We start from the raw sequence: 15262 nt of genomic DNA, 5'->3' as shown, positions 1-15262 counted from the left end.
TCATACGTTAAATTATACACAAGAAAAAGCACCGCCCTAATAAAAGGCTGTTTGGTTCTTAACGCTCTTCAATCGGTGTATAAGTTTGACCTTTAGGCCCTACGTATTCTGCTCTCGGGCGAATTAGTCGGTTATTTGAGTATTGCTCTAGGATGTGAGCCAACCATCCAGACACACGACTTACCGCAAATATTGGTGTGAAAACATCGTGATCGATTCCAAGGCTGTGGTAGACGGACGCAGAATAAAAGTCTACGTTTGCCGGAAGCCCTTTGTTTTCTTTAATATAATCTTCAATCTTCACAGACATCTCATAGTATTTCGATTGACCTGTAAGTTCAGTCAATTCACGAGACATTTCTCTTAAGTGTTTCGCACGTGGATCGCCTGTACGATAAACACGGTGTCCCATACCCATGATTTTTTCTTTGTTTTCCAATTTTTTCTCAATGGCAGGGATCGCATTATCTACGTCGCCGATCTCAGTCAACATCTTCATCACTCGCTCGTTGGCACCACCGTGAAGAGGGCCTTTCAAGGCACCGATGGCTGCTGTCACGCCTGAGTACACGTCAGATAGCGTAGCTACACATACACGTGCTGTGAAGGTTGAAGCATTCAATTCGTGGTCTGCATGAAGAACGAGCGCTTTATTAAATGCTTCTACTTCGATATCTTCAGGGTCTTTGCCATTTAGCATGTACAAGAAGTTTGCAGCAAAGCTTAATTCTTTCTTCGGAGAAACTGGCTCTTCCCCTTTTCGGATTCGAGCGAATGCTGTAACGACTGTAGGAATTTTGGCTTGTAGACGCAGTGCTTTTCGCTTGTTCGCTGCTTCTTCCATGACGTCCGATTCCGGATCGAATAGTCCAAGCATCGATACAGCCGTCCGCAGAGCAGCCATTGGATGTACAGTCGATAGATCATATCCTTTCAGATGGTCCACAACTTCAGTAGGTATATCCATATTTGAAATGAGTTCTGTTTTAAATTCATTCAACTCGCTCAATGTAGGAAGCTTTTGATTCCAAAGTAAATAAACGACCTCTTCAAAACTAGAGTTGTTTGCTAGATCGTCGATATCGTATCCAACGTAGGTAAGTTTGTCGTTGATTATCGAGCTAATGGACGAATCCGTTGCTGTGATTCCTTCTAGACCTTTAGTAGATGACATACAATCTCTCCTTTTAAGTAATTCGAAGTTCTCATTGTCCAATCGACAAGAAAACGCTTTACTTTTATCGTATATACAATTAGGAAATGAACCCCAAATTCAATTATAAAGTATTCTGAAGAGAATGTGAATTGAAACCGGTTAATTTCCTGTCTTTTTATCGAATGGAACTACAATCAGACACATTCTGTTTTCCTGTGTAGAAAAACATAGAACCGGGTTGTTCTCCACCATTTAACTTGTGAAAGTAAGGAGGCGTTTTACCTTGGACAACCAGCTGATTTATCGTTTCTTTAGATTGTGCTTAGTCTTACTGGCTATAACATGTACTGTTTTGATCATGACTTTATCCTGGACATACCTTTATCCTTTTGTCATCGCTCTATGTATAGCCGCTTTGCTGCAACCGTTCATCCAATTGCTAGAAAGACAAATGAAACTTTCCCGAACCTTTGCCACTCTAGTGATTGTGCTATTTTTTTGTCTGTTCATGGCGGCCTTCTTTCTTCTCGTGCTAGTAGAAGCCATTCGAGGTGTTCATTTCTTAGCTTCAGAAACACCAGCACAACTACAACGATTGATTCATCATATTACGGACCAATTAACCCTGTTAGCCACTCCAATGATCCATAAAATCGAAGGATGGCTTGGAACAATGAACGACACACAAAGACATTCTCTTACCGATTCTATTCAGGTCCTTCAAACTAAAGCCAGCTCTTTCGCCGCCGGACTCTTACAATCATTCTTGGAGACCATCACCAGTGCCATAGCTAGCTTACCTATGTCACTGACAGCCCTGATTGTCGGCATTTTAGCGACCTTTTTTTTCAGCAAAGATTGGAATAAGATCTTAGGTGTTGTAGAGTCCCTCACACCTCGTACCATACTCGAAAAAGGAGGGATGATTCCTAGGCAACTCCGTCAGACTATAACCGGAATTATGAAGGCCCAATGCATTCTTATTTGTACTTCTACACTATTGATTTGGGTAGGGCTCACTATTCTTAATGTCAACCATGTTCTAAGTATTACATTGATTGCTGCACTTGTCGATGTCATTCCCTACGTAGGTACAGGTGTGATTTTCATCCCTTGGGCAATCTATTCATTTTTCAGTGGTCAGTTCTCCATGACGATCGGGCTGTCGATTCTATATGCCGTGATTGTGATCACTAGACAAGTGTTAGAACCGAAGTTACTCGCTTCTCATTTTGGCGTACCACCGGTCTTATTGTTAATCGGTTTGTTTTTAGGCTTTCAATTATTAGGGGTGTACGGGATGATTTTAAGTCCTTTCGTCATCGTAACGATAAAGACCCTCTACACTTCTGGTCTTTTTCACCTTGCTAAATCCTTTATCCTCGGAGACCAAAAATAGCCATCCACCTTAATGGTGGACGGCTAATGGGGTTTATCTTCTATAAATGGTGACAGAACCTTTGTCTATCATTCGAGTGATGACTTTTCTTAAAACCCGTTTAATTGGTGCGCGGGTTGGTGGCATAAGCAGTAAGAACCCAATGGCATCTGTAATAAAACCAGGGGTCAACAATACGGCACCACCTACTAGAATACAAGCGCCATCCAATAAGGCATCTTGAGGCATTTGTCCGGTCGACATCGAGTTTTGAACATTTCGGATCGTCTCAAGCCCTTGTTGCTTTGCTAACCAAGCCCCGATAACACCAGTCAAAATGATCAATAGAATAACCCACCAGGGACCCATCCAATTTCCAGCCCAAATGAGTACACCGATTTCAAGTGCTGGTACGATTAATATAAAGAGTAACAACCAGCGAAACATAGCATCGTCCTTTCCTTTACCTTTCCTCTATTATAACCTTTGATGATAAGATCATAAAGAATAATAGGGTGCTCTTTACCGAAAACAGCTCTGAACGTTAAATGGTATAGAAAAAAGCGGAGAAGGTAACCCTCTCCGCTTAAAATATCGATTAAATGACGCTAGCATTGCCTTCGTAGATATCTCCACGTGAGCTATCCACCGTCAATTCAGAGCCATCCTGAATAACGTCAAGTGCATCTTTGACACCGACAATGACTGGGATTCCCAAACTCAACCCTACAACAGCTGCGTGTGAAGTAAGTCCACCTTCAACTGTTACTAGTGCAGAAGCTTTTTCGATAGCTGGCATCATGTCACGATCTGTGCTATTTGTAATCAAGATATCTCCGTCTTCAACACGACGGATCGCATCTTCGCCATTTTCAGCAACGACCGCACGGCCATATGCACTCTTCTGGCCAACTCCTTGACCTTTCAAAAGAACGTCTCCGATGACATGAACCTTCATCAAGTTCGTAGTTCCGCTCTCTCCTACCGGTACACCAGCTGTGATGATGACACGGTCACCGCGAGTTACCAAACCAGAAGAAAGACTTTGTTCTACAGCGACATCAAGCATTTCATCTGTAGAGTGTGCGCGTGGTCCCATCATAGCATAGACGCCCCAAACAAGTGACAACTTGCGGTTCACTTTCTCACTAGACGTGATCGCTACGATCGGGGCTTTTGGACGATACTTCGAAATCATACGTGCTGTATGTCCACTTTCTGTTGGTGTAACAATGGCATTCACATCTAAGTTGATCGCCGTATGCGTAACCGATTGGCTAATCGCATCTGTAATGGTCATATAGCTATGCTTAGAACGCACATCTAGAATCGCTTTATGATTTAGACCCGTTTCTGTTTTGCTTGCGATGTTCGCCATCGTCTGAACAGCCTCCACCGGATAATCACCCGCAGCTGTTTCACCTGAAAGCATAATGGCATCCGTTCCGTCAAAGATTGCATTGGCAACGTCAGAAGCTTCCGCACGCGTAGGGCGTGGGTTGCGTTGCATAGAATCTAACATTTGTGTAGCCGTAATGACAGGTTTACCTGCTTTATTACACTTCGCGATTAGATCCTTTTGCACTAGGGGTACATCTTCTGCAGGGATTTCTACACCTAGGTCACCACGTGCAACCATAAGACCATCACTAACCTCAAGGATTTCATCGATATTGTCGACACCTTCTTGGTTCTCGATCTTCGGAATGATTTGAATGTCTAGAGCGTCGTGTTTTTCGAGTAACTCTTTGATTTCTAGTACGTCAGAAGCACGGCGAACAAAGGATGCAGCTATGAAATCAACACCTTGCTCGATTCCGAATTCAATGTCCTTCGCATCCTTTTCTGTAATTCCCGGAAGGTTGACACTGACATTCGGAACGTTTACGCCCTTTTTGTTTTTCAGAGGACCATTGTTCAAAACAGTCGTTTTGATTTCATTGTTGTCCTTGTCCACTTCTTCGACTTGCAATTCCACAAGACCATCATCAAGAAGAATTTTGGAACCAGGGTGCACGTCATTAATCAGTCCTGGATACGTTACAGAGAAACGCTCTGCATCGCCTTCGATATCTTCCATGCTTACATAAGCAGTCGAACCTTTTTCCAAATACACTTCGCCTTCTTTAAGCGTTCCTGTACGAATTTCAGGCCCTTTTGTATCTAGCAAAATCGCAACGGTTTTACCAGTAGCGGCCGCTGCTTCGCGAATATTTTTGATTCTCGCTCCGTGCTCTTCAAAATCTCCGTGAGAAAAGTTCAAGCGAGCTACATTCATTCCAGCCGTCATAAGCTCAGTTAGTTTTTCGACGGACTCTGATGCAGGACCGATCGTACTAACAATTTTTGTTTTTCTAAACATTCTTATTCTCCTCCTCTAAATACCACTTACAATTTATATAGATAACTCTTTAGAAAGACGATACATATCAAGGTCTACTTGGTGATTTGTATTCAAAATGTCTACAATATCATGATCGACCAGTTTGTTCTGTTGTATACCTACCATACGCCCAGCTTGCCCCTTAATGAGAAGGTCTACTGCATGAGCACCTAAACGGCTGGCAAGTACGCGGTCAGAGGCAGAAGGGGATCCCCCACGTTGCGTATGACCAAGCACCGTAACTCTGGTTTCTAAGTCAGCTGCTTCCTTGATCTTCTGACCAAATTCGACACCACTGCCTACACCTTCGGCCACTATGATGATGCTGTGTTTCTTGCCACGATCGTGACCACGCTTCAAACGCTCAATTACATCTTCAAATTCATCTTCCGCTTCAGGGATAAGGATACTTTCTGCACCGTCAGCAAGACCTGCCCATAAAGCTAGATCCCCTGCATCGCGCCCCATCACTTCGATGACATACGTGCGCTCATGGGATGTTGCCGTGTCACGAATTTTATCAATGGCGTCAATAATTGTATTTAAGGCCGTATCAAACCCGATCGTGTAGTCTGTTCCTGGAATATCATTATCAATTGTTCCTGGCACACCAATACAAGGGTAACCTTTTTCGGTCAATTTCTTGGCACCCATAAAGGTACCATCACCACCGATTGCAATCAACCCTTCGATGCCATGTTTTTTCAATTGTTCAATTCCCTTAAGCTGGCCTTCCTCGGTCTTGAACTCTTCACAACGCGCAGAGTAGAGCTTCGTACCACCGCGCTGAATGATGTCACCGACAGAACCCAGTTCCATCTTTTCAATATTTCCATCTATTAAGCCTTGATAGCCGTACTTAATACCATATACTTCTAAGTCATGATAAATAGCTTTCCGTACCACAGCACGAATAGCTGCATTCATACCTGGGGCGTCTCCGCCACTTGTAAGTACACCGATTTTTTTCATTCTCATCACCTCAAAAGTTAGACTAGTTATTCTGTCCCCAAACAAACGCCTGGCAAAACCTTCTTGACACACCGCTCGCTTATTCCTATAGCATGTGCAAATTCCATCAATCGTAAAGAAAAGAAGCTGCATATCGTTAGGAATGATAGCGTTACCAACCTCTCAAGATGCGAAAAGTCGCACCAGAATGTGCGACTTTTTGACGTTAGATGGGAACTATTTATTTTTTCAACCGTTTTATATTATAAATCAAGATGCGTATATTCGCCAATATTTTTATATTTATTGAATCTACCTTCTAATAATTGGGATTCATCAAGCGCTAATAGCTCTTCAAGAGCATTAGAAATCACTTCATCAATGTGATTCGCTTGGGCGGCAATGTCTCGATGAGCACCTCCACGGATTTCCGGAATCACTGAATCGACAATTCCTAAACGCTCAAGGTCATAAGACGTGATTTTCATGGACTCTGCGGCCTTTTGCGCATAAGCTGAATCCTTCCAAAGAATAGATGCGGCACCTTCTGGGGAGATAACGGAATAGGTGGAGTTCTCAAGCATAAAGATCCGATCACCGATACCGAGACCTAAGGCACCTCCACTACCACCCTCTCCAATTACAACACATATAATCGGGACGGTGATGCCACCCATCTCCAGAAGATTCCTGGCAATGGCTTCACTTTGCCCACGTTCTTCGGCTGCTTTACCAGGGTATGCCCCTTTTGTGTCAATGAACGTAATAATAGGCCTATTGAATTTTTCTGCCTGCTTCATCAGACGTAATGCCTTTCGGTAGCCCTCAGGGTGTGGCATACCAAAGTTCCGCCGAATATTTTCTTTTGTATCTTTACCTCTTTGATGACCAATGACCGTCACAGGTTTACCTTTGTATTTAGCTATCCCCGATACGATCGCTTCATCATCCCCATAAAGACGGTCGCCATGAAGCTCTAAAAAACCAGAGAATAGATGTTCAATATAATCAAGCGTCGTAGGTCGTTCCGGATGACGTGCCATCTGAACGCGATCCCAAGGCTGCATTCGATCATAGACATCTGTTTCCAAGTTTTCCAGACGTTTTTCAAGTTTGACGATTTCATCACTCAAGTCCATTTCGCTATTCTCTGTAAGTCGCTTAAGCTCATCGATCTTGTCACGTAACTCGATCACAGGTTTCTCAAATTCTAATACATGCTTCACGCTTTCTCACCTCCTGGAACATGGATATCCAACACGGTGTTTAGGGTGTCTCTTAAATCATGACGATGGACAACTTTATCCAACTGACCATGTTCTAAAAGAAATTCTGCTGTTTGGAAATCATCAGGGAGCTTCTCTCGAATTGTCTGTTCAATGATGCGCCTCCCAGCAAAACCGATCAGCGCCCCTGGCTCAGCAAAATTGTAGTCACCGAGAGAAGCGAAGCTTGCAGATACGCCGCCAGTCGTAGGATGGGTCATAACAGAGATGAACAGTCCACCATCCGCATGCAGTCTTTGAAGGGCAACGGACGTTTTGCCCATTTGCATCAAGCTCAATACACCTTCCTGCATTCGAGCACCACCGGAAGCAGTGAAGATGATGAATGGAATGCCGGCTTTTCTCGCGTTTTCGATGGCGTTCGTAATTTTCTCTCCAACTACAGACCCCATACTTCCCATACGGAATCGGGCATCCATAATCGCTACAGCAGCTTCCATCCCTTCTAATTTCGCTTTCCCTGTCACGACCGCTTCATTCAAATCTGATTTCATACGGTCTTTTTCAAGTTTCTCCTCATACTCAGGGAATTGAAGAGGGTTGTTTGATATCATGTGCTTGTCCCATTCTTCGAAGGTATCCTCATCAAATAAATGCTGCACTCGTTCATAAGCTGTTAGGCGATGATGATGATCACAATGTGGGCAAACATTCATATTTCGTTGTAATTCTTTTCGGTAGAAGATCTTTTGGCAGTTCGGGCATTTTTGCATGAGCCCTTCGGGTACATCCTTCTTTGCTTCTTGTCTGGGAATGGATGCATATCGTTTTTTCTTGCTGAAAAAATCTCTTAGCAAGGTGATTCCTCCTTTGGGACAAAGCTTTCCTTCCATTCAATATACATTAAGGTCGTTACGTAATCTCACTGTTCGTGTCGAAAAGTCTTCGACAACTAAGATTTGATTGCATTTAAAAGATTGACAGTACATCTACACGGTCTCCAGACTCTAAAACACTCTGAACCGATCGATACCATGCAGACTCATATTCTATCGTGTGTACCGTATTAGTAAAGCCAGATATGAACTGCCACATAGAAAGCAGAAGGTGTTGGTCACATTGCTCGAACAAATAGTGAAACAGCAACTGGTGTCGCTCTTTTCCCTCATGTTCCGTACAAATGCGGTCCACTTCTTTTAATTGATCGTCACTCAGCTTTCCAACTAGCAAAGTAAGCACTTCTTTTTCAAGCATTTGCTTGGCGGTGACAAGTTCCTCTCTAGTTCTTGATTCATTGAGAAGGAAATTTGAGAGAAGTTCTACCATATGATAGGGTCGGTACGCTCTCATGAACGTTCCTTCTCCACGCCTTGTTTCGATCAACCCTAACAACTCCATTGCACGAAACGCCTCGCGGATCGATGACCTCCCAACTTGAAGTTGTTCGCTTAATTCCCTTTCAGATGGGAGTTTGTCACCCGGTTTCAGGTGGTTTCTCTCAATATATGATTGCAACTGACTCAATACACCCTCGTATACCTTTCCATTTTGAGAACGGGTCACGAAACTTGAACACCTCTTTTCATATCAAGCCAAGAAAACTATGTAAGGAGAAAGAACAACAACTTCCTCCAAGACACTCCGAATCTTTACTCTTCATCTATCATAGTCATTTGTCTCGTCTTCTCAGCGACTTCTTCGGGATCCACATGGTGACGTGCAACACCAGATTCCATGGCTGCCTTGGCTACACTTGCTGCAACAGCAGGAGCAACACGAGGGTCGAATGGTGCAGGGATGACATAATCCTCACTCAGCTCTTCGTCACTGACAAGAGAAGCAATGGCTTCAGCTGCGGCAATCTTCATTTTTTCATTAATGCGGGTCGCACGTACATCCAACGCACCTCTGAAGATTCCAGGGAACGCCAGAACATTGTTGACCTGGTTAGGGAAGTCCGAACGACCTGTCCCAATCACACGAGCTCCTGCTTCTTTTGCATCTTCAGGCATGATTTCTGGTTCAGGATTAGCCATAGCGAAGATGATCGAGTCATCGTTCATTTTCTGTACCGTTTCCTTCGATAGCAAACCACCCACAGAAACACCGACGAAAACATCAGCACCTTCCATGACTTCTTCCAGTTTACCTTCCACCCGGTCTTTATTCGTTATCTTAGCAATTTCATCTTTTACGTCGTTCATACCGTAGTCTCGACCTTCAAAGATAGCCCCTTTAGAATCACACATAATGATGTCCCGGACGCCAAAATGATACAACAGTTTAATAATCGCAATACCTGCAGCACCCGCGCCGTTGGCAACGACTTTAATATCTGAGAATGACTTACCAGTGATTTTCAGAGCGTTCATCAGACCAGCTACCGTAACGATGGCCGTTCCATGTTGGTCATCATGGAAAATAGGGATGTTCGTCTCTTTCTTCAAGCGGTCTTCAATGATGAAGCAATTCGGTGCAGCAATATCCTCGAGGTTTACACCACCAAAGGTAGGCTCCATCAATTTAACTGTCTGTACGATTTCATCGATATCATTTGTATTCAGGCAGATCGGAAACGCATCGACTCCTGCAAAACTCTTAAATAGCGCCGCTTTTCCTTCCATAACAGGCAGAGCAGCTTCAGGTCCGATGTTCCCTAGACCAAGGACAGCTGTTCCATCACTCACGACAGCAACCATATTACCTTTCATCGTGTAGTCATAGACGGTTTCTTTATGGTCATAAATCTCTTTACAAGGTTCAGCGACCCCTGGTGAATATGCAAGACTCAAATCTTTTGCATTACGGATGGGTACCTTAGAATGAGTTTCCAATTTTCCTTTATTGACTCTGTGTATGTGCAGTGCTTCATCTCGCAAGTTAGACACGACGACACGCTCCTTTTAGACATATATGTTATATACCGAACTTAGGTGGTCTGACCACCGTCAACCTCTTTATTATAACAGATGGTTTTCACCTGTAAAGAATAACAAAACGCTGGACTGAGTTCCACGATCCATCGTCACCTGAGAGCAATGGACTCAGGCCCGAATAGATCGTTCAACTTGCTCATGAATTCTTCAGAAACCTTCACGCGATAGTCTAGTTGATAGGTTTTTCGGTCTTCTGCCCGAAAAATGACGATTGGTGTATTCCCCGGGAAATATTGAGTCAGTTTCTTAATTCGTTCGACAGCAGCTCGCTCATTTGCGATTTCCACTTTGATGAATAATCGCTCTGGTTTCTCTTGTTCATTTGAGGTATCTTCAAACCGCTCAACCTTATTGATAATGAGTTGTACCCGGTCCCTTCGCTCTTCCACCTTTCCTGTTAATAGAACGAGGAGTTGTTCCTCTATCCAAGGCCTTACATCTCGATAGGCATCTGGAAACAGAACGCCATCTAATTCTCCTGCTTCATCACTGAGGTTGACAAAAGCCATGGATTCCCCACGTTTCGTTCGAATCTCTTTGATCGATTCAATCACTCCGGCCACCTTGACTTGTTTACGCTTCAGCTTCACCACTTGTGCTAAGGTCATGTATCCTTGCTCATTGAATGTTTGACGGTGGATGCTCAGTGGGTGCTCTGATAAGTACGTACCCAGTACTTCCTTTTCTAATGAGAGCTTCTTCAGCTGAGGAAACGGTTCAATCTCAACCGTCTCCCCCACGTCAAAGTCATCACCAAAAAGCTCAGGTTGATCTTGAAATTCCTTGAATAACTCCGCTTGTTCAAGCGCTTGGTCAACGCTTGAGAGAAGCTTGGCGCGATTGTCATCAAATTCATCAAATGCGCCTGCTAGAAGGAGGGACTCGATGACAGAGCGACTGATCACCTTTGAAACGAGACGCAAACAAAAATCATTCAGTCCTCTGTAATAGCCGTTCTTTCTTTCCTCGATGATTAATTGTGCCGCTTGATAACCGACACCTTTGATAGCTAGCAACCCTACACGGATGGACTGATTCTCATCCTTGGTTGCAATAAGACTTTTATTAATACTTGGAGCAAAAACAGGAATGTTCATATCTCGCGCTTCCCTTATATACAAAGACACTTTCTCTTTGTCTCCAATTTGAGCATTCATAAGCTCTGACAGGAAATACGTAGGGTAATGTGCTTTCATAAAAGCAAGCTTGTACGAAATGATACTGTAGGCCACCGCATGGCTACGGTTAAAGCCGTAATTAGAGAATTTCACAATCCAGTCAAACAGTTGGTCGGCAACGGTTTCGGTGTAACCTTGTTGCAGACACCCACGCACGAATGCCACCCTCTGCTCTTCAAGAACTTGAGCCTGTTTTTTACTGACGGCCCTCCGAAGTAAATCTGCCTGTCCGAGCGTGTATCCAGCTACAGCTTGCGCTACTTGCATGATTTGCTCTTGATAAACCAGGACCCCAAAAGTAGGTTGCAAGATCGGCTTGATATCAGGGTGGGGATATTGAATGCTCTCCTTACCGTGTTTCCGACTGATAAAGGTAGGAATGTAGTCCATCGGTCCAGGGCGATACAAGGCATTGACAGCCACTACGTCTTCAAAATGAGAAGGCTTCAGCCTTTTTAATACATTTTTCATGCCCTGTGACTCAAGCTGGAAGACACCATTGGTCCTGCCTTCCTGCAATAATTGGAACGTGGGTCCATCATCAAATGGAATGGTGGATGCAGAGAACCCTTGATGCTCGAATCGTTGAATTTTCTGCTCTATTTTCTCTATGAAAGTCAAATTCCTTAAGCCTAAGAAATCGACTTTTAAAAGACCGATTTTCTCCAAATCTCCCATTGCCAATTGCGTCAGGTATGCTTGCCCTTGACCACTCATCAGTGCTGTATATTGAACGAGAGGCTTCTCACTGATGATCACTCCTGCAGCGTGCGTCGATACATGGCGAGGTAACCCCTCCAGCTTAGTCGCCACTTGGAACAACCGCTTCAAATACGAGGCATTCCTAATATAGTCTTTTAAGTCATCCGATTGTTTTATCAATTCAATAAGAGGCTCGTTTGATGTTTTCGGAATATGTTTCAAAATGAAGGTCGCATCACTCTCATCAATAGCCAACACCTTGAACAGATCTCTCAAGACACTTCTTGAACCAAATGTCCCGAACGTACAAATTTGAGCTACATGATGTCTTCCATATTTTTCTGCGACATACTGGATGACTTCGTCTCTCCGGTGATCAGGAAAGTCAATATCGATATCTGGCATGTTAATCCGTTCAGGGTTGAGAAATCGCTCAAAAAGCAAATCATATTCCAACGGATCTACTTGAGTGATATCCAGCAAAAACGCGACGATAGACCCTGCAGCGGATCCACGCCCTGGCCCAGCATGTATCCCTTTGTTCCTCGCATAGGCTATAAAGTCCCATACGATGAGAAAGTAATCGCTAAACTTCATGGACTGAATGACTTGCAGTTCATGATTCAACCGGTTGATGGCACTTTCCCTATTATCCTTGTAGTGGCGGTCCAAAGCATCGAAACAAAGGTCTTTCAGAAATTCATCTGCTGTTTTGCCCTCTGGCGTCGGGTAAGAAGGAATCAATTGTTGGTCGAACTCGATGCTTACATGACAGCGTTCCTTAATCTCCTGAGTAGCTTCAACAGCTTCTGGCCACCAATCATCAAAGAATCGTTCCATCTCTTCTCCAGATTTTAAATAACGATGATTGTCAAGTGCCTCCTCAGGAAGTTGGCTTCCTTCTTCTATAGCCCTCAAACAATGAAAGGCTTCAGCATCCTCTTTATGTATATACCTCACATCACTGATGGCCACGACAGGAACATCGTTCTTCACGCTCCAAGGTTTTAAAAACTTATGCAAAGGCAGCTCTTGGTGCAAGTCGAAATCTTGGACACTAAGAAAGAAACAAGAAGTAGAAAAAGCGTCTTGCCATTGGTGAATTTCCCTGTCTAAAGCTTCTAACTGTCCTTTTGCAATATCATCAGCCCAAGGAGAATCACTCGTCATGATCACTGCGATCAACCCGTTGGTATAGTTGGATACTTTGTCGAGTTCTGGGATAATCGATTGCGTTTGAACCCAGGAACTAAGTTTCATCAGGTTCTGATATCCTTGATTATTCTCTGCGAACAAAAGTGTATTGAACTTTCCGCTATCCGTCTGTATGGTCAATTTCAGCCCCATGATGGGTTTGATCCCATGCTTGATACAAGCCTGATAAAAAGCGACAGAACCGCTCATGGTCCCTTCATCCGTTAAAGCAAGCGAGTCAAAACCGAACTCGGTTGCCTGCTGGACTAAGGGGTCTATTTTTATGGTGCTTTTCATCAGACTATAGGCACTTTGAATGTGCAAGTGAGTAAAGGGCATTCCTTTCACCTTCTTTCCGTTAGGCTTTGTTATATCTTACTACTATTTATCACCTGTTGAAAGCATAGTCCACTACTAACACCTTCTGTCAAAAGCGCACAATAACTGTGATGTCTATATGAGGGATATGTTTTTTCAAGAGAGAAAGGTGGAAAGAAAAGCCTTCTGCATAATCAATAGTTGCGCCTCATATTTTTTAAGGAAGACCATCTAACAGCGAAAAGAGGGACAAGATGGAAGATCGCTTAATTGTATCCATAATTCAATGCTTCTTTATCGCTTTCGGTGTCATCATAGGTGGAACTATCATTGGAAGTATTGGAAGTTTTTTGACTGGAGAAGCTCCTTTAACGTCGATGTATCGAATTGCTAAAGGATTAAGGATTTGGGCCATTGTCGCAGCGATCGGCGGTACGTTCGACGCCATAAGCAACTTTGAAAAGGGGATATTAGACGGGTCAACATTCGATGTTTTCAAACAGATCGTTATCATCATTTCGGCTATGGGTGGAGTCAAAGCAGCTCTTTTGCTATTTCAATGGATTCTTGGAGATGAGGTGACGTAACGGAATGCACATCCCGCCATTATATAAAAAAAAGGAGTGGAAAAGGTTTTTCGCCGGTCTCTCATTAGGTGCCATCATAGGATATATGTTCTTTCTTTTTATTTATGGCCAGCAACAGGAGAACATCACGAAAGAACATATACAACTAACAGCTGAATTCAACGAATTGGAGGATAAATACGAACACCTCCTGAATAATCCAAAGAAAGGCAAAGAAGCCGAACCGACTAAAGTCAATGAAGTTGTCGTCAATTATGCCAATGCCAAAAAATTAGAAGTCGATTTACTGACTCAACACCAATTGACTTCTCTTGTCAAAGAGCTTTTGGCATCGATTCATGGGCAAGATTTGAACACGATCTCCACTCAAGTAGACTTGATCATTTCAACTGTGGAAAGCAAGGACTATGTAATCGATCAAATGACGTATCAGTTGGAAGTAAGGAAGCTGATTGTCGCCAAAGAAGTGACCCTCGACCTCGAAATCAAACTTGTGCCATAGATAAAGCTATATTCAAGAGACGGGCATTATTGCGTAAGACTTGAATTGGAGATTTGCTGGTCCGTTCACTAATAAGAGAGTCTGGAGGGAAGGGAGAACAGTCCGCTTTCAGCGGGGAACGCTGAGCCTCCTCGAGCTAAAGAAACGTGCGCCTGCGTCTGCTCGTATCGCTCTGTAGCAAGCTTTCTCGGCGCAAGGGAGCAAGGAAGTATATTCAGGTAGTCCCCTCTCTCCGGGGTCTCAGCCTGTTCCATTTTCCCGCAGGAGTCTACCTGTTTTCCCTTCCCTCCCTACGATATATTGGATGAACGGACTTCAATTCGGACATTTAACAAAGCGATTCGGACAACAGGCGCACCATATCAGACATTCATAAGCTCAATTCGGACAAGCGATCCTCTATACGGGACATTTTCTTTCAATTCGGACAAGAGGTGCACTTTATCGGACATTTGCTCAGCTTATTCGGACAGCTTGCACGTTTTTAAGTACACCCGCACTCCACATCAGTAACCACTCTTAAAGAAAAGTCCGACAATCTACATTGGGATGGGGGTGGTGGGAAATGGGGAGACTCCCGTGGGAGAAGGGCTCAGGCGAGACCCCACAGGGAGTGTCAACGACCTAGGAGGCTTGCCGGTTCCCCCACAGGGAAGCGAGTCATTTCCCACCACACCCCACACTTACGTATGTAGAGGACCAAGAACCTCTCACCTTCAAGTATTCAAGACAAGGGGGAGATAATGAGCAT

12 protein-coding genes are annotated in these 15262 nt (G+C 43.8%); 3 read left to right on the top strand and 9 right to left on the bottom strand.

Annotation, left to right across the window (positions count from 1 at the left end; all coding sequences use genetic code 11):
* Window positions 1–58 precede the first annotated feature (58 nt).
* Complete coding sequence (gene citZ / locus H0266_RS00420) at window positions 59–1174, bottom strand: citrate synthase (RefSeq protein ID WP_181470425.1); 1116 nt, start codon at window positions 1172–1174, stop codon at window positions 59–61.
* Window positions 1175–1415: 241 nt separating this feature from the next.
* On the opposite strand from citZ, the gene ytvI reads away from it, so the two are divergent.
* The gene (gene ytvI / locus H0266_RS00415) at window positions 1416–2555 is read left to right on the top strand and encodes a sporulation integral membrane protein YtvI (RefSeq protein ID WP_343063169.1); all 1140 of its coding nucleotides are present in this window, start codon (window positions 1416–1418) and stop codon (window positions 2553–2555) included.
* A gap of 33 nt (window positions 2556–2588) precedes the next feature.
* On the opposite strand, the gene H0266_RS00410 is transcribed toward ytvI, so the two are convergent.
* The 8 genes from H0266_RS00410 to dnaE form a co-directional block, all read right to left on the bottom strand.
* Complete coding sequence (locus tag H0266_RS00410; protein ID WP_181470423.1) at window positions 2589–2981, bottom strand: FxsA family protein; 393 nt, start codon at window positions 2979–2981, stop codon at window positions 2589–2591.
* Window positions 2982–3132: 151 nt separating this feature from the next.
* A complete protein-coding gene (gene pyk, locus H0266_RS00405) occupies window positions 3133–4896 on the bottom strand; it encodes a pyruvate kinase (RefSeq protein WP_181470422.1) in 1764 nt (587 codons plus the stop codon).
* 33 nt (window positions 4897–4929) lie between these two features.
* Window positions 4930–5889: a 6-phosphofructokinase gene (pfkA, locus tag H0266_RS00400; RefSeq protein WP_181471672.1), complete on the bottom strand. Its 960-nt coding sequence runs from the start codon at window positions 5887–5889 to the stop codon at window positions 4930–4932.
* Between the two features lie 242 nt (window positions 5890–6131).
* Entirely contained in the window at window positions 6132–7094 is a 963-nt protein-coding gene (locus tag H0266_RS00395; RefSeq protein WP_181470421.1) for an acetyl-CoA carboxylase carboxyltransferase subunit alpha, read from the bottom strand.
* Window positions 7091–7951, bottom strand: coding sequence for an acetyl-CoA carboxylase, carboxyltransferase subunit beta (accD, locus tag H0266_RS00390; RefSeq protein ID WP_181470420.1), 861 nt, complete (start codon window positions 7949–7951; stop codon window positions 7091–7093). Before accD ends, H0266_RS00395 begins: the two co-directional genes overlap by 4 nt.
* A 112-nt stretch (window positions 7952–8063) precedes the next feature.
* Window positions 8064–8618 (bottom strand): FadR/GntR family transcriptional regulator, encoded by a 555-nt coding sequence (locus tag H0266_RS00385; protein ID WP_220127073.1) that lies wholly within the window; start codon window positions 8616–8618, stop codon window positions 8064–8066.
* A 125-nt stretch (window positions 8619–8743) separates the two neighbouring features.
* Window positions 8744–9982, bottom strand: a complete 1239-nt coding sequence (gene ystJ, locus H0266_RS00380) for an NADP-dependent malic enzyme (RefSeq protein WP_181470418.1) — start codon at window positions 9980–9982, stop codon at window positions 8744–8746.
* 137 nt (window positions 9983–10119) lie between these two features.
* Window positions 10120–13443: a DNA polymerase III subunit alpha gene (gene dnaE / locus H0266_RS00375; RefSeq protein ID WP_181470417.1), complete on the bottom strand. Its 3324-nt coding sequence runs from the start codon at window positions 13441–13443 to the stop codon at window positions 10120–10122.
* A gap of 233 nt (window positions 13444–13676) precedes the next feature.
* Here dnaE and ytrH point away from each other — a divergent pair, with 233 nt between their 5' ends.
* Window positions 13677–14009 carry a sporulation membrane protein YtrH gene (gene ytrH, locus H0266_RS00370; RefSeq protein ID WP_181470416.1) on the top strand — a complete coding sequence of 111 codons (333 nt, stop codon included), beginning with the start codon at window positions 13677–13679 and terminating at the stop codon, window positions 14007–14009.
* 4 nt (window positions 14010–14013) lie between these two features.
* A complete protein-coding gene (gene ytrI, locus H0266_RS00365) occupies window positions 14014–14511 on the top strand; it encodes a sporulation membrane protein YtrI (protein WP_181470415.1) in 498 nt (165 codons plus the stop codon).
* The last annotated feature ends 751 nt before the right edge of the window (window positions 14512–15262 follow it).

Origin of the sequence: Halobacillus locisalis, from assembly GCF_013694105.1 — a bacterium.
Lineage (GTDB): Bacteria > Bacillota > Bacilli > Bacillales > Halobacillaceae > Halobacillus > Halobacillus locisalis.
This window is presented reverse-complemented; position numbering and strand designations above follow the sequence as displayed.